This is a genomic window from Vibrio algivorus (assembly GCF_030161215.1).
GTDB classification, from domain to species: Bacteria; Pseudomonadota; Gammaproteobacteria; order Enterobacterales; family Vibrionaceae; genus Vibrio; species Vibrio algivorus.
On the sequence record NZ_BSPV01000009.1, the window covers coordinates 63,612 to 85,145 of the forward strand.

Consider the following 21,534-nt stretch of genomic DNA (forward strand, 5'->3'; position numbering starts at 1 on the left):
TTTATCGAGACACGAGACACGAGACACGAGACACGAGACACGAGACACGAGACACGAGACACGAGACACGAGACACGTAAAAATGACAGATGGATGATTTATGAAACAGTTGAATTCAAATCAGTGTTTTGGCGGACAACAACAGCAATTTGAGCATGATTCACAAGTGCTTAATTGCACTATGCGCTTTTCGATTTTTATGCCGCCGCAAGCCAGCGAGGGAAAAGTGCCGGTGCTGTATTGGCTATCAGGCTTAACATGCACCGATGAAAATTTTGTGCAAAAAGCTGGTGCGCAACGGATGGCAGCAGAGCTAGGGATTGCGATTGTTGCGCCTGATACTAGCCCTCGTGGCGACGAAGTGGCGGATGACGAAGCTTATGACCTAGGTAAAGGGGCGGGGTTTTATCTTAATGCTACTCAAGAGCCTTGGGCTAAACATTATCAAATGTATGACTACATTGCTTATGAGTTACCGACTTTGATTGAAGCGCATTTTCCCGTTACGGATAAGCGTGCTATCTCTGGGCACTCGATGGGCGGTCATGGCGCGTTAACGATTGGTTTGCGTAATGCCCCAAGATTTAAATCGATTTCTGCATTTAGCCCAATTGTTAGCCCACTGCATTGTCCGTGGGGGCATAAAGCACTGACTGCTTATTTAGGCGATGACCAAGCGTTATGGGTCAAATACGATGCAGTAGAATTGATGAAAAAAATCAAAGGCAATGAAGCCTATCTACCGCCGATTAAAGTTGATCAAGGTTTGGCTGATAATTTCTTGCAAGAGCAATTGAAACCGCAACTTTTGGAAAATGCGGCTAACGATGTGAATTACCCATTCGAGATTAACCTTCGTGATGGCTATGATCATAGTTACTTTTTTATCGCTAGCTTTATTGATGAGCATTTAAAGTTTCATGCTCAGTATTTGAAGTGAATTTTGAGTCATAAATTTAGCGCAATAAAAAGGGCAGAATCATCTGCCCTTTCTTATATCTAAGCTATATTAACTTGCTGCTTTTTCTACTTCTGTTGGTGAAGTAGATTCGTTTTGAGCTTCTTGCTCTTGTTTTTCTTTGATTAAATCATTGAAAGCAATTCGAGCCTCTTGCGCTTCTTGCGAGGCGGCAAGTTTCACTTCTTTAGCGGCCATTGCTTCAGTTGTTAGGGTATCTAGCTGCTTCTGTAGTTCAGCCGGAATATCACCAAGCTCAAGACCATTATCACCATAGGTTAATGCTTCTTCACGGATTTGCTTTCTCAGTTTCCAAATCGCTTTCAGTGCTTGACGTTCATCATCGGCAGCTTCAATAGCGGTTGCTTTTAGCTCTTCAAATTTAGCCAGTGCGACACCTTCAGTAGACCAAGGATCGACCTCAGGTAAGTCTTCAATGTTGATCACTGGATCTTCGTAACCTTCTTGGTTTGCTAGGTCGAAGTTGGCAGCTTTAACGGTAGACATCATTAACATTGCAGAAATGGCAATCAGTGGAATACCAGCCACAATTGAAGCGGTTTGTAGTGTCGCTAGGCCGCCCATGAACATCAATACCGATGGCATGAATGATAGGGTAAATGCCCAGAATAAACGGTTCCAACGCATTGGTTCTTCAGTAACATCATTTTGCACAACAGAAGCTAGGATATAAGAAATCGAATCAAAAGTTGTTGCAGTAAAGATGATACATAGCGCAGTAAAGACCACGATAACCAAAGTGCTCATTGGTAGTTGATCTAATATTGCAAAGATAGCCGCAGTTGTACCTTGAGCATTTAAGACACTGATAACATCTAATTGGCCAGATAGCTGAAGTGATAAACCAAAGTTACCTAGAACCATGAAGAATAAGAAGCAACCTAAAGAGCCAAAGAACACTGAGCCAGCAACCATTTGTTTAATCGTACGGCCGCGAGAAATACGTGCAATGAATAAGCCCATGCTTGGTGCAAATACTAGCCACCACGCCCAGTAGAAAATAGTCCAATCTTGTGGGAAGTGGGTATTCTCAAACGAGCCGTAACCACCAAAAGGTTCAGCCCAAGAGGCCATGACAAAAAAGTTTGATAGCATTCTTCCTAAAGAATCCAAACCCGTTTCAAGTAAGAAAGTTGTTGGCCCAACCGCAAAGATGAAAATCAATAATGCTAAAGCTCCCCAGAAGTTTATATTACTGAGTAATTGGATCCCTTTTGACATTCCAGCATAAGCAGAATAAGCAAAAATCATAGTACAAACTAATAAAACCATTAGTTGTATACCAGTTGTTTTCGGTGTACCAAATAAGTGATGTAGACCTTCGGTAATCAATGGTGATGCTAAGCCTAGTGTCGTCGCACCACCGCCTAGTAAACCAAAGATAAACATAACGTCAATGGTTTTGCCTAAACCTCCTTGAGCGCGTTTTTCACCAATGATAGGCATCAGTGCTGCTGAAACCTTTAAAACTGGTTGTTTACGAACATAGAAGAAGTATGCAATTGGAATAGCCGGTACTAGGTAAATAGACCAAGCGATTGGACCCCAGTGAAAAATGCCATAAGTCGCCGCCCAACGGACCGCTTCTTCGCTTCCTGGTGTTAATTGAAATGGTGGGTTTTGATAATAAAATGCCCACTCGATAGTACCCCAATATAAAATACTGGCACCGATACCACCACAAAATAGCATGGCAGCCCAAGATGCAGTTTTGAACTCTGGTTCTTCATCGGGGTCACCAAGTTTGATTTGGCCAATGTCTGAAAAAATGATGTAAATCATAAAGAAGAAAGAGGCAAGGCCAAGAATTAGATAAAGTGCCCCAACCTTATCTGTCATAAATGTTTTGGCCAGTGCAACCCATTTTTCTCCTTCTTCAGGGAAAATAATCAAAGGGATGACGGCACATAAAAGAACGATAATCGCACCGAAGAAGGTGGGTTTATCTATGAGTGAAAAAGAATTTTTTTGCGTGTTCATTAGCTAACTCCTAAGCAAAATACAGCAATCCATTTACATTATAAAACCACATTTTATATATGTGTTTACATGAAGCTAACATTCTTTATATAGAAAACTAAGACCAAAGTCGAATAAATTGAATGTGGTTAACACTTTCAATTTTAAAGTATTTATGTTATTGGTTGATGTGTTTTTGTTATTGATGTGGTGAATGATTTTAAGGTTTTGAGATAGATTTTATTCTTTATAAATACCGATTGTTAATCCTCCCTTATAGTAAACTGCGTCATTGCCCTCTATTTTTTAGTCACCACTTCGAATTGTTTTCTTTATTTTGTTAATCGGAAGTCAGTTTTTATTATTGAATGTTGTCTATAAAATTCATGATATAGACGCTAACATTCGGTAAGTGGTGGTTGTTTTTTCTTTTCTCATTTTTCTTCTCTTGGTTTTTCTGCACATTTTTTATTTGGCTAAAACTTCTATTCCTGAATTTAACCTATCACTTTTGAGAAGTTAGTTTTCATTTTTGAGTAGTGAGTTGTTGTGTTTATGTAAGCATAATGGTCTAAATGTAACTAGATATTTTTAAATGTAATATTTTGATTTTATTTGGTGTGATTTGTTGTTTTTAAATGTGTGCATTTTGTTTCTTTAAGGTGGGGGCAAAATATATACGTGAAACAATAAAATTAAAAAAAAAGCAGTAAATGTTAGCTAAAAAGTCGCTAAATGCGTTAATTGACTAATAAAACTGCGTTGTTTACCACTCGGTTGTTTCCTTTATATCCACAATGTGACAGCAACCCTTAAACATCGAGAATTAGAATGGAAGCCTCAAGATATAGAAGCCTCTTGGTTAGAGGAGGGATGTTTATTGCAGCTCTACTCTTATCAGGGTGCAAATCTGCTTTGCTTGATCCTAAAGGGGTCATAGGTATTCAAGAAAAAGAGCTGATTATTACAGCGTTATTGCTGATGCTGATTGTTGTTATTCCTGTGATCTTAATGACAGTCTTTTTTTCATATAAGTATCGCGCTAGCAATACAGATGAAAAATACGATCCGGAATGGGCACATTCAACCAAGATTGAAATAGTGGTATGGACGGTTCCAATTATTATTATCGCTATTTTAGGCACGATCACTTGGCGTACCACTCACGAATTAGAACAATCTAAACCGTTAGTGAGTGATGTTGACCATATGACCATTGAAGTCGTTTCTTTAGACTGGAAATGGTTATTTATTTATCCCGATCAGCACATTGCAACGGTCAATTACGTGGCTTTTCCTAAAGATATTCCGGTTAAGTTTAAAGTCACTTCAGACAACATTATGAACTCTTTCTTTATTCCTCGCCTTGGCAGTCAGATTTATGCGATGCCAGGGATGATGACCAGTGTTCATTTAATGGCTAACGAAGCGAATGATTACAAGGGTATCTCGGCTAGTTACAGTGGTGCAGGCTTCTCTGGAATGAAATTTACAGCTCATGTTACTGATACACCTGAACAATTTAATGACTGGGTGAAGAGTGTTAAAGCCAATAAGAATGCTTTAGTGATGAATGACTTTGATGGTTATCGTCAGCTTGCAAAACCAAGTGAAAACGTGCCGGTGACTTATTACTCCAGTGTTCCAGAGCATTTGTTTGCCGATGTGGTGAAGCAGTACAAAGGTTCTCTGAACTCATCAGAAAAAGGGATGAGTGAAGGGCATCATATGGACATGGCACAAAATTAAAGGGTAGGAAATACTATGTTTGGAAGTATATTTGGAAGACTTTCCCTCGACAGCGTGCCATACCATGAACCCATTATTGTGGTGACATTGGCCGTTATCGCGTTGGTTGGACTTGCGTTAGTTTCAGCTATTACTTATTACGGGAAATGGCAGTATTTATGGTCGGAATGGTTCACTTCTATCGATCATAAGAAAATTGGTTTTATGTATATTGCAGTGGCATTAATTATGTTGATTCGAGGTTTCTCGGATGCAGTAATGATGCGTAGCCAGCAATTGCTTTCTTCAGCAGGAGATGCAGGCTATTTGCCACCGGAGCACTATGACCAAATCTTTAGTGCTCACGGCGTGATCATGATTTTCTTCGTTGCTATGCCACTTATCATTGGTTTGATGAACATTGTTGTGCCGCTACAAATTGGTGCTCGTGATGTGGCATTCCCATATTTGAACAATTTGAGTTTCTGGTTGTTCGTTGTGGGTGTGATATTAACTAACGTTTCGTTAGGGGTAGGTGAGTTTGCCCGTACTGGTTGGTTAGCGTACCCACCGTTATCTGGCATTCAAGCGAGTCCTGGAACCGGTGTCGATTACTGGATTTGGGCACTACAAATATCCGGTGTGGGTACCACGTTATCTGGGGTAAACTTCTTTACCACTATTATGCGTATGCGTACACCATCTATGCCTATGATGAAGATGCCTGTGTTCACTTGGGCTTCATTGTGCGCCAACATTTTAATTATCATCTCTTTTCCTATTTTGACTGTGACTATTGCGTTATTAACGCTTGATCGCTACATCGGTACCCATTTCTTTACTAATGATATGGGTGGCAACATGATGATGTACGTCAACCTTATTTGGGCATGGGGACATCCAGAAGTTTACATCTTAGTACTACCGATATTCGGTGTGTATTCAGAAGTGGTGGCGACTTTCTCTCGTAAGAAATTGTTTGGTTATACCTCGTTGGTGTGGGCAACGGTCGTGATCACTATTTTGGCCTTTGTAGTTTGGCTGCATCACTTCTTTACTATGGGATCTGGTGCGAATGTAAACGCCTTCTTTGGTATTGCCACCATGATTATCTCAATTCCAACCGGAGTTAAGATCTTCAACTGGTTATTTACTATGTACCGTGGCCGCGTTGAGTTTACCTCTCCAATGCTTTGGACAATTGGCTTTCTTATCACCTTTACCGTTGGTGGTATGACAGGGGTATTGATGGCCGTTCCGGGAGCAGATTTTGTATTGCATAACAGCTTATTCCTGATCGCTCACTTCCATAACGTGATTATTGGCGGTGTGGTATTTGGTTGCTTTGCTGGTGTGACTTACTGGTTCCCGAAAGCGACAGGTTTCACTTTGAATGAAACTTGGGGTAAGCGTGCATTTTGGTGTTGGATTATTGGTTTCTTATTTGCCTTTATTCCACTGTATGCACTTGGCTTTATGGGTATGACTCGTCGTTTGAGCCAGCACATTGACCCTGAATACTTCCCACTACTAGCAACGGCAGCATTTGGTACTTTCATCATTTTCTGTGGTGTTTTGTGTCAAGCCACTCAATTTATTGTCAGTGTACGTGACCGTGAACAAAACCGCGATCTCACTGGTGACCCGTGGGATGCCCGTACTCTTGAGTGGTCGACATCATCTCCTCCGCCATTTTATAACTTTGCCAAAATTCCTAAAGGCGATGAAATTGATGCCTTCTGGTATCAAAAGCAACGTGGTGAAGCAGGCATGGAAGCTACATTGTCAGAGAAGGAAGAATATTCTCCAATTCATATGCCTAAAAATACCGCAACGGGTATGTATATTTCTGGTTTTGCCCTGATCTTTGGTTTTGCCATGATCTGGTATATGTGGTGGTTAGCCGCAGTTGGTTTCGTTGGAATTATCGTGACTTCTATTGTTCATAGCTTCAATGAAGACCGTGATTACTACGTATCAGTTGAAGAAATTAAAGCGATTGAACAAGCTAATAAAGAGCAGCTTCGTAAAGCAAAAGCTCAGCAAACTAATACACCAGCGGATGATGAAGATATGGAGGTTGATTATGCACGCTAATACTGCGGTTGAGCATGGTCATCATGATGATCACGATCATCATGACGCAAATGAAATGAAGCAATATGGCTTCTGGATTTACCTAATGAGTGATTGCATTTTATTTGGCTCGTTATTTGCCACTTATGCGGTACTTGTTAATGCCACGGCTGGTGGTCCAACAGGTAAAGATATTTTTGAATTACCATTTGTGTTTGTTGAAACCATGTTGCTGCTTTTAAGTAGTATCACATTTGGTTTTGGCATTATTGCGATGAAACGTGAAGATGTTGCTGGTTTAAAGCGTTGGTTGTTAATCACCGCTTTACTTGGTCTAGGCTTTATTGCGATGGAAGTATATGAATTCCATCATTTGATTGCAGAAGGGTTTGGACCACAGCGTAGTGCGTTTTTATCGGCATTCTTTACTTTAGTCGGTACACACGGACTACACGTTACTTTTGGTTTAATTTGGTTGTCAGTATGTTACTTCCAATTAAGCACGAAAGGTCTGAATGATTTAATGAAAGGTCGGTTTTATTGCTTAAGCCTATTCTGGCACTTCTTAGATATCGTTTGGATTTGTGTATTCACTATCGTGTACTTATTGGGGGTGATCTAATGTCTCATTCATCTGTATCAAAAGAACATCAAGATTCAGGCGCTAAAGGTTACATTATAGGCTTTATTGCTTCATTGGTGTTGACCATCATTCCATTTTATTTTGCGTATACTGGGGTGCTGTCTCGTGAGACGACCATTGAAATTTTGATCATTACCGCAGTGCTGCAATTGCTGGTTCATCTGGTGTATTTCTTACATATGGATAGCTCTGAGAAAGGTCGATTTAACGCGCTTTCTTTTGCGTTTACTGCCGTGATTGTCTTCATTGTCATCGCAGGCTCGATCTGGATCATGTGGAACTTGAACCACAATATGATGATGTAGGTCTACTGATGTTAAAAGAATACCTATCGATAACCAAACCCGGCATTATTGTTGGCAACTTAATCTCTGTTTTAGCTGGCTATTTTTTAGCGGCTAAATCAGAGCCTGTCACATTGAGTTTGTTGTTATTCACTATGTTAGGTGTGGCGTTAGTCATTGCATCTGGCTGTGTAATTAATAACATTTTTGATCGCGATATCGATTTTAAAATGTCACGTACTCAAAATCGCACCATGGTGCAAGGTGGAATCAAGGTCGATCACGCCTTTCTTTACGCCTTAGTAATGTTACTGGCAGGTACGGGGTTACTTTATAAAATGGCTAACCCATTGTCAGCAGTGATGGTGTTACTAGGTTATGTGTTTTACGTGTTCTTTTACACCATGTGGTACAAGCGCACCTCGGTATATGGCACTTTAGTAGGCAGTGTATCGGGGGCGATTCCACCTCTGGTCGGCTATCTAGCCGTGACTAATTACATCAGCTTTGAAGCAGTATTGTTGTTTAGCTTGTTTTGTTTATGGCAAATGCCCCATTCGTATGCAATTGCTATGTTCAGAATGCAAGACTACGAAGAAGCTGGCATTCCAGTACTACCTGTGGTGAAAGGGATTCAGCGTGCTCGTCAACATATGATGGCATACGTGGTTGCGTTCTCTCTAGTTGCTTTTGGCTTATATACTTTCGGACATACCGGTTATGAATATTTAGCGGTGGCGGCATTATCTTGTTTTGCATGGTCAAAGGTAACCTTTAGAAGTATGGATGAATCAAATTACATTCAATGGTCTAAATCTGTATTTAAAACTTCGTTACTTGTAGTGATGGCGTTTAGTTCAGTATTAGGTCTAGAGTTAATACCACTCTCAGTTTTGTAGTTTGTTTTTCTAAAAATGCCAATTTTGAAAGTGATGTTTCCAGTAAATTTATATTTCAAAAATGGTAGTTTTATTTTTCATTAATGTGTCCATAATGTAACAAAAGATGTTGTGTTGTAGATGTTTTGTTTCTTTGCTGCCTTGCATCTACTTTACGATAAATGTTTGCACTAAATGCAACGTCGCTGGAATGAACTGAGGCATTAAGCTTTAGAATGTTTCAATTGGAATAGCGATGTATCTACAGTGTAAACCTAGTTAAACTCCAAGTTAGCTAGTAAAAATGAAAAACACCAAGCCTCCCCAGCTTGGTGTTTTTTTATGTTTGTTTTTTGAGAGATTTACAATTAGCCCGAGTTTAAACTCATTATTTCGATATAACCGATGCTTGGTATTGGCTGCTATTCACTGGCACAATAGCTTGGCCTTTCATCAACCAATAGTAACAGCCAGCCGCAGTCAAACCGCCAATAAATAACGAGAAGTTAGCTAAGTCGGTGAATACAAACGAGCAAGCTAAAGCAAGCATAGTTGAGGGAATCAATGCTTTTACTGCTTTAGGGTTTATTCCGTTAAAGTACCAATATGAACCTCGACGATCTTCGGTGTAGAGCGACTCAACATCAATTTCTTGCTTGCGAACTTTGAAGAAATCAATCAATACAATGCCATAGATAGGACCTATCATCGCAGCAAGGATGTCAACGGTATAGTGAATCACTTCAGGGTTGCTGAATAAATTCCAAGGGGTGAGTAACACGCTGCCAATTGCCGCAATGAACCCGCCAGCTTTAAAACTGATGCGTTGTGGTGAGACATTGGAAAAATCAAATGCAGGAGCAACAAAATTGGCAACAATATTTATCCCAACAGTAGCAAGGATAAAGGTGAATGAACCTAAAATAATTACAGTGCCGTTGTCGAGAAGCTTCACGGTTTCAATTGGGTCGGTGATCATTTGACCAAAAACAGGGATGGTAGCCGCTACAATCACCACACTAATAATTGAAAAGATGATGAAGTTAATAGGAAGGCCAAGTAGGTTGCCTAGTTTTAATGATTTATAGGACGGGGAATAACGTGAAAAATCAGAAAAGTTAAGTGTTGGGCCGGCAAAGTAACCTACGATGATGGCGGTGGCCATGGCCATTTGGATCAACACATCCGAGCCTGCTAGCTTCTTATCACTTAAATTGAAATTAATGTTTTCCCATCCCGCTTTATAAACCATCCAGACGGTAAGCAAAATCATCGCTAAATAAATAGCAGGACCAGACCAATCGACTAATTTTTTAATTGCTGCCATGCCAAACATAAATACCGCCGCTTGAATCAACCACATAGCGATAAAGGCAAACCAACCTAGGTAAGATAGCCCCAAGAAAGATACGGTAGTGTAGTGTTCATATTGAGGTGCGAAATACAGGATCATTACAATCAGACAGCTTGAGGCGAGATAGGTTTGAATGCCATACCAAACTACAGCAATAAGGCCACGTATTACCGCAGGAATATTCGCGCCACTGACGCCAAATGCCATTCGGCAAACAACAGGAAAGGGAATCCCGGCTTTTTGTCCCGGTTTGCCCATTAAATTCGCGAACAATAAAACAATTAAAATTCCGACAGTTAAACAAATTAATACCTGCCATGCCGTTAACCCTAGCGCAAATAGTGAAGCTGCTACCACGTAGCCACCGACAGAGTGAATATCTGACATCCAAAAAGCGAAGATACTATACCAACCCCAGCTTTTATCTTTGGTTGGGATAAGATCTTCATTTGCTAATTTATTGCTGATAGCAAACTTTTGTTCATTCATAGTGAGTCCTTTAATTTTATCGTCCAGAATTTGTATTTCTATATCTCTATTTTTGAATACAATTTGTATGCCAATTTGATTTTTTAGACGTAAAGAAAAGAAAAGTCTTATTAAGACCGTGGTTTTGTTAGGGAAAAAAAAGTGATTGGTTGTACGAAAAGGGCGCTAGATCTGGGCTGTTTTGTGATGTTTATGAGGTCGTGCTATTTGGTGGTGCGTATTCTGGTTTATTCTTGTGCAACCAATGTTGTATACAATTAATGGTTTCTTTTGTTTTGGGCGTTTATGTTTTGGCGTGACATTTGCATTGAATGTTTTCTTATTTAGGAGAGATTAGTATGAAAATAAATGTCATTAACCCAAATACATGCCTTGCGATGACTGATAAAATTGCCACCAGTGCTTTATCGGTTGCTAACCCAGGAACGGAGATCATGGCTTGTTCACCTTTACATGGCCCTGAAAGCATTGAATGCATGAGAGATGAAGTATTGGCATCTGCTGCGTTGTTGGATGTCATCGCAGAAGGGGAAGCGCGTCAAGTTGATGGTCATATTATTGCGTGTTTTGGCGATCCTGGGTGCGATGCTGCAAAAGAAATCGCCTTAGCCCCGGTTATTGGTATTGCCCAAGCAGCGTTTCATTTTGCCAGTTTAGTCAGCCATCGTTTTTCAATTGTGACGACATTATCAAGAACTATTCCAATGGCAGAGCACTTATTAGCAAAATATGGCTTTGCACACCAATGCGTTTCGATCCGTGCTGCTGAGGTCGAGGTACTCAGTCTGGAAACGATTTCAGATTCTTTATTTATTGATTTAAAACAAGAGTGTCTCAAAGCAATAGAAGAAGATCACTGCGAAGCCATCGTGCTTGGTTGTGCCGGTATGTCTGATATTGCAGAGCGATTGCAATTGGAGCTTTCTATCCCTGTCATTGATGGTGTGGTGGCAGCAGTTAAGCTTTTGGAATCGCTGTATTGCTTAAATTTAAAAACCTCGAAATCGTTTATTTATAGTGAGCCGCCACAAAAACATTTCAGTGGACGATATGCTCATTGGTCGAAGTTAAGAGAATGAGACAAAAATAACTCGCTTCAACAGAAAACACACACTACAATCCGCCGTCCTGACCTCTTTAGTTTTTTCTATATTCCCCTTAGAAAAGAGAGGCAGCGTATATTTTTTTAGGATAAAAATGAACGTTGTTTTGACTGAAGATGTGATTCATTTACCTCAAGTTGATGAATCACTATTTGATGCGATTGCCGAAAATATTGCTCACCAAGGTTACAGTATTCACCCAAATGCACTTCCTACTGATCTATTAAATCAATTGCATCAACATGTACACAGTATGTCTGATGGCAATTTTAAGCGGGCCGGTATTGGGCGTGAAGATAATCTGATGCTCAACCAGTTTGTACGTAAAGATGAAGTATGTTGGATTAATGGCGAAAGCTTGGCAGGAAAAGCATGGCTTGCTTGGGCCGATGAATTACAACACTATTTAAATCGACACCTATTTTTAGGTTTATTTTCCTTTGAAAGTCACTTTGCGCATTATTCGCCGGGTGATTTTTATAAAACTCACAAAGATGCCTTTAAAGGTGAATCTAACCGTATCCTCAGCCTTGTAGTGTATTTGAATCCGGATTGGACGAAAGAAGATCAAGGCGAGTTGGTTATCTATCAAGATGATACGCGAGATGAATTAGTTCGAGTGACGCCAAGCTTTGGTACGATTGTACTATTTCTAAGTGAAGATTTCCCCCATGAAGTCTTACCGGCTACCCGTGACCGCTATTCAATAGCTGGCTGGTTTCGAGTAAATGGTTCAGGCATTAATAGAGTCGACCCGCCTCGTTGATTCAAGCTTTTCGGCTTTGTTTTAATGTTAAGTGATTTATTTTTATAAAGAAATATTTCCATGATACCGTTATTTTCTAATATGATTATATCCAAGTGACTTCAAGGTGCAGAATTCAGAGCTATCATCTAAGTCTTTAAACAAGAAAGATCCTATAGGAATGTAATCACCTTCAAACTAATCTGACGCAGTGTAAAGGCTTGGATGAAGCTTGTTTTAATTTTGCTGAAACTAGCATCTTGAAGTTACTTGGGTGTATAAGATAAACGATTAGAAAGTGAATTATAGAAGGGGAGCTAGAATTGAAAGTTGCATGGATTGAAGAGTGGCTTCCCGGCTTATCTCAATTTAAAAGCTATGACAAAGCTTGGCTTGGTGATGATCTTCGAGCCTCGCTTTCTGTAGTAGCGGTTGCCTTACCTGTTGCTATTGCTTATGCCGAATTAACTGGAGTAAGTGCGATAGTTGGTTTGTATTCTTGCGTATTACCTATGTTGGTCTATGCCTTCATGGGAACTTCTCGTCAACTTATTGTCGGCCCTGATACGGCAACTTGCGCTGTGATTGCAGCTGTTGTCACGCCACTTGCTGCTGGTGATGCGGTAAAGCATTGGCAACTCGTTATTACAATGACAGCTATGACAGGCGTATGGTGTTTAATTGCCAGTAAGTTTAAGTTGGGTGTCTTTGCTGATTTTCTCTCGGGTCCAATCTTATTAGGCTTATTAAATGGCGTCTCGATTACCATTATAGTTGGTCAGTTTTTTAAAGTTTTTGGTATTACCTATAACCAACCATACCTCATTGAGCAGATATGGGAGGCCCCTGCACAGTTAGTGAATATTCATTGGCAAACACTGTTGGTTAGTGCGCTGACTATTGGGATCTATCTCTCTTGTAAAAAATTACGTCCAACTTGGCCCGCAGCAATGCTTGCCATTATTATTGCGAGTCTTTTTGTTTGGCTCGGTGATTTTCAATCGATTGGGGTTGGTGTTGTGGGTATGGTTGATGGCGGTTTGCCTGTTTTTCAAGCCCCTGAGTTTGATATTGGTTTAAGTCGTGAACTTGTGATGCCAGCGCTAAACTTAGCCATGGTGAGCTTTGTGAGTATGATGCTCACTGCGCGTAGTTTTGCTGCCAAGAATGGTTATGATATTGATGCCGACAAAGAGTTTCGTGCGCTTGGTATGATTAACATTGCCTCGGCATTCTCTCAAGGTTTTGTGGTCAGCGGTACCAGTTCTCGAACTGCGGTGAATGATGCTAATGGTGGTAAGACTCAGCTCGTTTCGATTATTTCTGCTGTTATTATTGCTATTGTAGCGGTGGTTGCTTATCAACCTTTGCAATTTATTCCAGTGGCAGCATTAGGTGTCGTCTTAATTGTGGCTTCTATTTCTTTAATTGATTTGAAAGGGATTTGGGGACTGCGTAAGCGTGATAAAGATGCTTTTTATTTATCTAGTATTACTTTTATTGCCGTATTGGTGATTGGTGTTATTCCAGGGATCACCTTGGCGGTATTGCTTGGTTTATTCCAGTTCTTGCGAATTGTAATGCGTCCAACTGATCAAGTGTTGGGTATAGATACCAAAGGTACAGTGAGAAGTTTAGGTAAATCAGGTAAGGCAAAATCAATTCCTGGTTTAGTGATTTATCGTTTTAACTCTCCACTGACTTATTTCAATGCCGCACATTTTAAACGTCGTTTATTGCACAAAGTAGCCGAGGCGGGATCGAATGATGTTAAGTATGTGATTATTGATGCGGTGGCTAGTTTTACCCATTTGGATCTCACTGTAATGGCGATGATTAACGACATTCAAGCGATCTTAAAAAAACGCGGTATTCGTCTAGTTTTGGCTGGCCATAAACGACGCTTAAAGCAATGGTGCGATTTAGGTGGCGTAAAAGTAGGGGAAGATGGTATTCGGATCCGTGCTGATATGTACTTAGCGATAAAAATGAGTGGTTGTTATCAAGAGGCGGTGAATGAAGGATATATTCCAGAAGTGAAGAAAGATAAGCTCTCTGAAGAACGGGAAAATGTTCAAGCGGAAGTGTAGAGTTAGTTATGCTTATACCAACTCCAATAAGCAAATGAGAAATTACTTGTTGGAATTAGTATTAAGTTATTTGGATATATTCAATAAAAAACTAGCTCATGATGAGCTAGTTTTTTGTATGAAATGATAATTACTTAATATTAACCATCTTGGCGAATAAGATAATCAAAGGCACTTAAGCTTGCTTTGGCACCATCACCCATTGCAATGATGATTTGCTTGTAAGGGACAGTAGTTGCATCCCCAGCAGCAAACACACCTGGCATGCTGGTTTCACCACGATCATTGACAATGATTTCGCCACGCTCTGAAAGTTTCACGTCACTATCTTTTAGCCATTCAGTATTTGGTACTAAACCAATTTGTACGAAGATACCGGCCAGTTCAATGTCTTTGATTTCATCAGTGTTACGGTCTTTGTATTTTAAGCTAGTTACACGTTTGCCATCACCGATCACTTCTGTGGTTTGTGCCATGGTAATAATATCGATGTTAGGCAGTGAGTTCGCTTTGTTAATAAGAACTTGGTCTGCGCGTAGCACATCAGCAAATTCCAATACCGTTACATGCTCAACAATACCTGCTAGATCAATCGCCGCTTCAATCCCTGAGTTACCACCACCGATAACTGCAGTTCTCTTACCTTTAAACAATGGACCATCACAGTGTGGGCAGTAAGCGACACCTTTGTTACGGTATTCTTGTTCACCTGGAACATTCATTTCACGCCAGCGAGCACCTGGGCTCAAGATGATACTTTTACTTTTTAGTGTCGCACCACTTTCAAGGTTGACATGAATTAAGCCATCGTCAGTATGAGCGTTACCCATGATTTTATCGGCTTGTTGTTCAGTGACCACATCAACATCGTATTCTTTTAGGTGTTCTGCTAAGTCAGAAGCTAAGCGTGGGCCTTCAGTACGTTTCACTGAAATAAAGTTTTCAATTGCCATGGTATCCATGACCTGACCACCAAAGCGTTTAGCTACCACACCAGTACGAATGCCTTTACGAGCGGCGTAAAGTGCGGCTGCACTACCACCAGGCCCTCCACCAACTACTAATACGTCGTACGGATCTTTTTCATTTAAACTTGCAGCAGCTTTTTCTGCGGCGCCGTCATCTACTTTGGCTAAAATTTCATTTAGAGTCATACGGCCTTGACCAAAGAGTTCGCCGTTCACAAATACGCTAGGCACAGCCATGATATCGCGATTTTTTACTTCATCTTGGAAAAGCGCACCATCGATCATAGTTGTGCGGATATTAGGATTAATAGCCGACATCATATTAAATGCTTGAACTACATCTGGACAATTTTGGCATGACAAAGAAATGAAAATTTCCACATCAAGATTTTTATCCAGGTGACTAATTTGCTCAATAGTTTCGTTTTCTAACTTGATTGGGTGGCCACCAGAGTGCAGTAATGCAAGAACCAAAGAAGTAAATTCATGCCCCATTGGTAGGCCAGCAAAACGTAACTGTGTGCCTTTTTCTGGATTAACCACAGACATTACAGGTTTACGATCGCTAGCTGCATCATCGCGTACTACGGTAATAAATGAGCTTAGCTCTGCAATTTCATTAGCAAGAGAAAGAATATCCTGCGCAGCTTTGCTTTCATCTAGGCTAACCACTAATTGGATATCATGTTTAACATTGGCTAAATACTGTTCTAATTGTTTTTTGATCGCTTGTTCAAGCATGCTATGACACCTTACTTCTTAAAATTAGAGTTCTTTTAAAATGAGAGTGGTTACTCTGGATAAAACTAAATGAGTTAGGGAGAGAGCCAGTCAGCAACATAGGTCGTCAGAAGTAATATTGCCGACCAGCTCTCTAATTACCAGTCAGTAGCGGGGAACTACCGACTGTTTATTGCTACCTATTAATAGGACTAATTAAATTTTGCCTACTAGGTCTAAAGAAGGTGCTAGTGTTTCTTCGCCTTCTTTCCATTTTGCTGGGCATACTTCACCTGGGTGAGCTGCAACGTACTGAGCGGCTTTTACCTTACGAAGTAGGTCCTCTGCATCACGGCCGATACCTTCTGCGGTAATTTCCATCGCTTGGATTGTACCTTCAGGATCGATTAGGAAAGTTGCACGGTCTGCAAGGCCTTGACCTTCACGCATTACACCGAAGTTATTCGTGATGTTACCTGTTTGGTCACCTAGCATGTAGTAGTTAATCTTACCGATAGTGTCAGAGCTATCGTGCCATGCTTTGTGAGTGAAGTGTGTATCAGTTGATACTGAGTAAACTTCTACACCACGTTTTTGTAGTTCTTCGTAGTGATCAGCAAGGTCGCCTAATTCTGTTGGACATACAAACGTAAAGTCTGCTGGGTAGAAGAAAAATACTGCCCACTTACCTAGTACGTCTTTTTCTGAAACCTCAACAAACTCGCCGTTTTTGAATGCTGTTGCGTTGAATGGTTTGATTTGAGTGTTAATCATAATATTGTCTTTCCCTTTTATTGAAAATTTTAAAATCTTGCTGAAATCTAAATGGGCAATACTTTATTGCGCCTCGTTTCTTGCTTACGGGAAGTATATTCACATTGTTTGAGTGTTTTGAAAAATAGATTGTTCTTATTGTATTGATAGGTGAATTCTATTAACGAGTGAGAGTGATAGAAGATCGCTTAATGACAGCAATAATATCTAATTAACCATAAATGAGATAAGCTAACCACATACCTTCTTTTTCTATAAGTAGTCCCCCCTCAGTAATGAAAATACCTAAACAAATGCAATCTTTGGTTGAAGATGGCGTCATTGATGACGTAGTTAGCCAACTTATGAGTGGTAAAGAAGCGTCAGTCTATATTGTGCGTTGTGGTGATGAAATTCGTTGTGCCAAAGTCTATAAAGAAGTTAATCAACGTAGCTTTAAGCAAGCAGTGCAATATAGAGAAGGGCGCAAAGTTAAAAATAGTCGCCGTGCTCGAGCCATGGAGAAAGGCTCGAAGTTTGGTCGTGGTGAACAAGAGGCTGTTTGGCATAGTGCTGAAGTTGACGCACTATATGCCTTGAAAGCTGCCGGAGTAAGAGTGCCAGAACCTTACGGGGTAGTGGATGGCGTGTTACTTATGGAACTCATTACCGACGAAGAAGGCTTTGTCGCACCGCGTTTAAATGATGTTTCTATGTCTTCTGAACAAGCGTCAGAAGATCATGATGAAATGATCGAGTATATCAAGCGTATGTTATGTGTAGGGATCATTCACGGAGATTTATCTGAATTTAATGTGCTGGTGGATGAATATGGTCCTGTGATCATTGATTTACCCCAAGCAGTCAATGCCTCAGCTAACAATAACGCGGAGTGGATGTTTGCCCGTGATGTCAATAACATGCGTAGTTACTATAGCCAATATGTACCAGAACTAGAGCAGACGGAATACGCCAAAGAAATGTGGCAGTTGTATCAAGCAGGTGAATTATTTCCCGAGACTAAATTGACAGGATTGTTTGTCGAGTCAGATGAATTAGCCGATGTAGAATCCATTCTAGATGAAATTGATGCCGCAAGGTTGGAAGCAGAAACTCGTGAATTGAGAACGAACGAATCGGAACAAGACTAATATCAATCGCAAGAATGATCAGCTAATTAATGTGATTGCTATAAAAGAAAGGTAGACGCGGGTTCAAATCCCGCCAGCGAATTTGATTCTACTTTTTAAATTACAAAAATCAAAAAGGCCGCTAAGCTTTAAAACTTAGCGGCCTTTCCAATCGATTGGTGGAGCTGGCGGGACTCTTTTGAAAGTCAAGCTAGCATCCAGTAAGTTACTGTTTTTAAATGGAGTTGTTGTTTGTGTTTTCTGTGATGTTACCTTTTTGTGTATCCCATATCAATAGTTTGGATTAATTGATATAACAAATGGTTTGTGCAGGTTTTGAAAGATACTTAAAAAATTTAACCATATTTTCAAGTGGTTATGATTGTGATAGCTTCATTCTCTGAATGCTTAGGGGAGCTGAATAATGATTACTGATTTTGATGAACTGTATATTAAGCACAGAGATATTGTATCTGACACTTTAGATGAAGAACTCAAAGTTATGCTAGAGGAATTCGTGTGTGATACGGGTTTTTCTTTGAATAATGATTTGAAGACCATTACCAATAAAGTTCAGCAAATCGCCCTGAGTAAATACGCTATTAAGGATAAATTAGAGCAGCATTATTCCATTTGTCCTTTGTGTGGTGCTAACTCTAAAACATATTTTATCCCACGAGGTTTCAAGTTAGGAACAGGAGGAACTAGGGGGAATGGTCTTCAGATGCACCTAGAAGGAAGAACAAACGGAGAGCAATGCACTGTGATGTTTTCTGTTTATAAGATTAGTGAGTTTTACGACAAACTCATGAACCGCAGAACTTTTTACTGAAAAAAATCTGAGACCTTATTTATATATATTATTTCAGCTCATTTCCCCATAGCCATCTGCTAGTCAGATTTAAATCATTTTTCCTACCAGTGTATTTTGATGCACTATCAGATAGATTAATTGGTTAGGATGGCAGCAGGTAGAGAGATGTGTGGAATATTTACGTTTCCCTGCCATTCAATTTTAGGGCTACTGCCTCCTAATGTTTCAATTATTTGTGGCTACTTAAATTACAAGGTCTAGTTCCAAATTTTCTTGTTTAGGGGGTTCTTTAGTTAAGCAACTTGACTCGATGCTATCAAGAACTACCCGTGCGACTATCTCAGCTAGTTTACATGGTACGGCGTTACCAATTTGGCTAAATACTTTTGATTGTGGGCCTAAGAATTCGTAAGTTTCTGGAAATGTTTGCAAAATTGCAGCTTCGTCGACGGTCAGTCGCCTAAGACGAGATGGAGCTTGTTCATACTTAGGTGTGAAATTGCCTTCCATTAGGTTGCGATGGTGCTCTTCAACCCAAGGTTCTTTATTATCGTACAGATGGTCTTCATCAATAATAGGTGTACGATTACCCCCCATGCTTGCAGGTAATGTACTGGACCAAGCATCTGGGTTTAAAGGTCTACCTTGACCGTTGAATAACATTCCAGCGTATGGAGATTTTCTAAGTATAGGCTTCGCTGCTAGTGTTATCTTTGCATTTGTAACATTAGGATTCTTTTCTGAACCCGCTCGACCTAAAGGCCCTATGGCTTCCCTTAGTGAAATCGCTTCAGCTTTATATTTATCAAACGCTGATTTTTCTATTGTAGGTAGACCTACTTTAGTACCTATGAAAAATACTCGCTCGCGAGATTGAGGTACTCCAAATTCCTTTGCATTCAGAATGTTCATTGTAACGTTATAGCCAGCTTTGTTCATTCGTTTGAATATTTCTTTACGAACATCTTCAAATTTAGCTAGTGAGCCTAATGCTTTTACATTCTCCATAATAAAAGCTTTAGGATTAACTCTTTCAACAACTGAGCAGTATGAAAAGACAAGTTTTGAACGAGGGTCATCTTTATCCATCTTACCAGCGACAGAAAAACCTTGGCATGGAGGCCCACCTACAACAAGATCGATATTCTCGTGAGATACCATTTGCTCAAAGTTAATCTCCTCATCAATATCACCCTCAATTAGAATTGTGTCAGGATGATTATGACGATATGTATTTGATGCATGTGGGTCTAGTTCAGACGCTGTGATAACAGTAAATCCAGCGTTGACCACACCAACATCCATTCCACCAGCACCTGCAAATAATGAGATAGCAGTTGGCATGATGCCTCCAAAATATTTGATTTTCGAATATTATGTAAATGGTAGCATAATCGAAAAGTTATGAGTAGAACTAAGACCATTTACAATCAAGATTACTGTTTATTTATACAGTGCTTATGTGAGGAACGCAAGCGGCTGGGATTATCGCAGCTTGAAGTTGCACAAAAGCTTGGGATGACTCAGTCTGAAATTTCAAAGATTGAGATGTCAGAAAGACGTGTTGATATTTTTGAGTTAAAGCAGCTCTTAAGAGTCTATCGAGTTCAGCATAACGAAAAGTTGAGACATTTCGTGGTCGATTTTTTTGGATTGGAGCTACATGAGCACAACGGAAAGGAATGAACGAGCAAAGAATTACATAACATCTAAATTAGACAATGCTCAAAGACATAATGAGCAAATGTTTGTTGGGATTAGTGATTATGTAACGCTCTCATCTACACTAAACGATCTAATCAATGTGAAGGCCATGGGTTTTCGAGGTGTAGTTGCAACAGCATTAACTGGGATGCACTTAAATCCAACTTCTTATAATCCACTAGAGAAATTTTATGATTGTAACCCTCGTTCTATATTTGAGCAGGGCATCTTTTATGCGTTTGAAGGACGAGTACCATGCGGTAAGTCTGACCCATTGAATGTAGCAAAGAATCAGTATTCACTAGATAAAGCATGGGCTACGGGGAAAAGACCTCAAAAGGCAGCAATGGCTGCTGTAGCATTTTTGGAAAGAGTAGTAGGTGAAAAAGACCCTGCTATTAAAGATTTATTGATTGAGTTCTTTTTCTACCGCCTTTACCAATATGCAGATAATGTACGTTCTATTGTCATTGCAGCTCCCGAGAATGAAAAAATTGCTCACCAAGAATTTTCACATAAACTATCTGAGTTCACTTATAGCTACCCTGAGAGTGGTACTATTCCCCAACTGGTGATCTCCTTGTTGTTGGAAGAATGTTTCAGCACTAGTCAAGTTTCAGTTGTTGGTGGTAGTGACAGTGTATTTGGAACGAACACAACGTCGAAAAAACCTGCAGATATTTGGCTGGAGTTAGACAATAATTCATACAATTTATATGAAGTGACGGTTAAAAAAGTTGACCATAAGCGTTTAGATGATAGTTTGCAGGCGCTCTCTGCTATGAATATGTCGGGTAAAAGTGTTCACTTTATTTGTAGGCTGCCAGAAGATGTAGCTACATTAAATGGTTATCACGATGGTGTATGCTCTTACAAAGGTAAAACATTTAATTTTGTTGATTTAAAGCAATTCATTCTTACCATTGTTTCATTATTAGATAATGATGCAATTGAGCGAGTCACATCCAAGTTAGTCCAATTTATAACTCATATAGATCGCCCTATTTCCACAAAAGAAGGCTGGAATTTAATATTTAAGTAATTGAGTGCCGCCTAACATAGTGATTGCGATAGCATGAGGTCCATTAACATGTGTAGAGAGCGTTTGAGTTTTTAG

The 21,534-nt window shown here is 39.9% G+C and carries 18 protein-coding genes; 13 read left to right on the forward strand and 5 right to left on the reverse strand.

Features of this window, described 5'->3' with window-relative positions; all coding sequences use genetic code 11:
• Nucleotides 1–100: 100 nt before the first annotated feature.
• On the forward strand, nucleotides 101–940 hold the full coding sequence (gene fghA / locus QQJ93_RS12665) for an S-formylglutathione hydrolase (protein WP_089123467.1): 840 nt from the start codon (nucleotides 101–103) through the stop codon (nucleotides 938–940).
• 69 nt (nucleotides 941–1,009) lie between these two features.
• Here fghA and QQJ93_RS12670 read toward each other — a convergent pair whose 3' ends face one another.
• Complete coding sequence (locus QQJ93_RS12670) at nucleotides 1,010–2,959, reverse strand: BCCT family transporter (protein ID WP_089123466.1); 1,950 nt, start codon at nucleotides 2,957–2,959, stop codon at nucleotides 1,010–1,012.
• A gap of 810 nt (nucleotides 2,960–3,769) precedes the next feature.
• Here QQJ93_RS12670 and cyoA point away from each other — a divergent pair.
• From cyoA to cyoE, 5 genes are read left to right on the forward strand one after another with little or no spacing between them, the layout of a single operon-like run.
• Nucleotides 3,770–4,687, forward strand: a complete 918-nt coding sequence (cyoA, locus tag QQJ93_RS12675; protein WP_089123465.1) for a ubiquinol oxidase subunit II — start codon at nucleotides 3,770–3,772, stop codon at nucleotides 4,685–4,687.
• A 27-nt stretch (nucleotides 4,688–4,714) separates the two neighbouring features.
• Nucleotides 4,715–6,763: a cytochrome o ubiquinol oxidase subunit I gene (gene cyoB / locus QQJ93_RS12680; RefSeq protein ID WP_089123617.1), complete on the forward strand. Its 2,049-nt coding sequence runs from the start codon at nucleotides 4,715–4,717 to the stop codon at nucleotides 6,761–6,763.
• Nucleotides 6,753–7,364 (forward strand): cytochrome o ubiquinol oxidase subunit III, encoded by a 612-nt coding sequence (cyoC, locus tag QQJ93_RS12685; RefSeq protein ID WP_244943723.1) that lies wholly within the window; start codon nucleotides 6,753–6,755, stop codon nucleotides 7,362–7,364. Before cyoB ends, cyoC begins: the two co-directional genes overlap by 11 nt.
• Nucleotides 7,364–7,690, forward strand: coding sequence for a cytochrome o ubiquinol oxidase subunit IV (gene cyoD, locus QQJ93_RS12690; RefSeq protein WP_089123464.1), 327 nt, complete (start codon nucleotides 7,364–7,366; stop codon nucleotides 7,688–7,690). Before cyoC ends, cyoD begins: the two co-directional genes overlap by 1 nt.
• An 8-nt stretch (nucleotides 7,691–7,698) precedes the next feature.
• The gene (gene cyoE / locus QQJ93_RS12695; RefSeq protein WP_431313598.1) at nucleotides 7,699–8,568 is read left to right on the forward strand and encodes a heme o synthase; all 870 of its coding nucleotides are present in this window, start codon (nucleotides 7,699–7,701) and stop codon (nucleotides 8,566–8,568) included.
• A 367-nt stretch (nucleotides 8,569–8,935) separates the two neighbouring features.
• On the opposite strand, the gene QQJ93_RS12700 is transcribed toward cyoE, so the two are convergent.
• Complete coding sequence (locus QQJ93_RS12700; RefSeq protein WP_089123462.1) at nucleotides 8,936–10,390, reverse strand: NCS1 family nucleobase:cation symporter-1; 1,455 nt, start codon at nucleotides 10,388–10,390, stop codon at nucleotides 8,936–8,938.
• A 338-nt stretch (nucleotides 10,391–10,728) separates the two neighbouring features.
• Between QQJ93_RS12700 and QQJ93_RS12705 the strand changes: the two genes are divergently transcribed.
• The 3 genes from QQJ93_RS12705 to QQJ93_RS12715 all read left to right on the forward strand — a co-directional run bounded on the left by QQJ93_RS12705 (nucleotide 10,729) and on the right by QQJ93_RS12715 (nucleotide 14,328).
• A complete protein-coding gene (locus tag QQJ93_RS12705) occupies nucleotides 10,729–11,469 on the forward strand; it encodes an aspartate/glutamate racemase family protein (protein ID WP_089123461.1) in 741 nt (246 codons plus the stop codon).
• A gap of 118 nt (nucleotides 11,470–11,587) precedes the next feature.
• Entirely contained in the window at nucleotides 11,588–12,259 is a 672-nt protein-coding gene (locus QQJ93_RS12710; RefSeq protein WP_089123460.1) for a 2OG-Fe(II) oxygenase, read from the forward strand.
• Nucleotides 12,260–12,561: 302 nt separating this feature from the next.
• Nucleotides 12,562–14,328 carry a SulP family inorganic anion transporter gene (locus QQJ93_RS12715; RefSeq protein ID WP_089123459.1) on the forward strand — a complete coding sequence of 589 codons (1,767 nt, stop codon included), beginning with the start codon at nucleotides 12,562–12,564 and terminating at the stop codon, nucleotides 14,326–14,328.
• Nucleotides 14,329–14,468: 140 nt separating this feature from the next.
• On the opposite strand, the gene ahpF is transcribed toward QQJ93_RS12715, so the two are convergent.
• Both ahpF and ahpC read right to left on the reverse strand, forming a co-directional pair.
• Nucleotides 14,469–16,037, reverse strand: a complete 1,569-nt coding sequence (gene ahpF, locus QQJ93_RS12720; RefSeq protein WP_089123458.1) for an alkyl hydroperoxide reductase subunit F — start codon at nucleotides 16,035–16,037, stop codon at nucleotides 14,469–14,471.
• A 195-nt stretch (nucleotides 16,038–16,232) separates the two neighbouring features.
• Nucleotides 16,233–16,790 (reverse strand): alkyl hydroperoxide reductase subunit C, encoded by a 558-nt coding sequence (gene ahpC, locus QQJ93_RS12725; RefSeq protein WP_089123457.1) that lies wholly within the window; start codon nucleotides 16,788–16,790, stop codon nucleotides 16,233–16,235.
• A 275-nt stretch (nucleotides 16,791–17,065) separates the two neighbouring features.
• Between ahpC and QQJ93_RS12730 the strand changes: the two genes are divergently transcribed.
• Nucleotides 17,066–17,920 carry a PA4780 family RIO1-like protein kinase gene (locus QQJ93_RS12730; protein ID WP_089123456.1) on the forward strand — a complete coding sequence of 285 codons (855 nt, stop codon included), beginning with the start codon at nucleotides 17,066–17,068 and terminating at the stop codon, nucleotides 17,918–17,920.
• 403 nt (nucleotides 17,921–18,323) lie between these two features.
• The gene (locus QQJ93_RS12735) at nucleotides 18,324–18,731 is read left to right on the forward strand and encodes a hypothetical protein (protein ID WP_089123455.1); all 408 of its coding nucleotides are present in this window, start codon (nucleotides 18,324–18,326) and stop codon (nucleotides 18,729–18,731) included.
• A gap of 225 nt (nucleotides 18,732–18,956) precedes the next feature.
• Here QQJ93_RS12735 and QQJ93_RS12740 read toward each other — a convergent pair whose 3' ends face one another.
• On the reverse strand, nucleotides 18,957–20,057 hold the full coding sequence (locus QQJ93_RS12740; RefSeq protein WP_089123454.1) for a DNA cytosine methyltransferase: 1,101 nt from the start codon (nucleotides 20,055–20,057) through the stop codon (nucleotides 18,957–18,959).
• Nucleotides 20,058–20,117: 60 nt separating this feature from the next.
• Between QQJ93_RS12740 and QQJ93_RS16460 the strand changes: the two genes are divergently transcribed.
• Both QQJ93_RS16460 and QQJ93_RS12745 read left to right on the forward strand, forming a co-directional pair.
• Nucleotides 20,118–20,399: a helix-turn-helix domain-containing protein gene (locus tag QQJ93_RS16460; protein WP_089123453.1), complete on the forward strand. Its 282-nt coding sequence runs from the start codon at nucleotides 20,118–20,120 to the stop codon at nucleotides 20,397–20,399.
• Nucleotides 20,377–21,459, forward strand: coding sequence for a hypothetical protein (locus QQJ93_RS12745; RefSeq protein ID WP_145981756.1), 1,083 nt, complete (start codon nucleotides 20,377–20,379; stop codon nucleotides 21,457–21,459). The genes QQJ93_RS16460 and QQJ93_RS12745 overlap by 23 nt, the downstream gene beginning before the upstream one ends.
• Nucleotides 21,460–21,534: the final 75 nt, after the last annotated feature.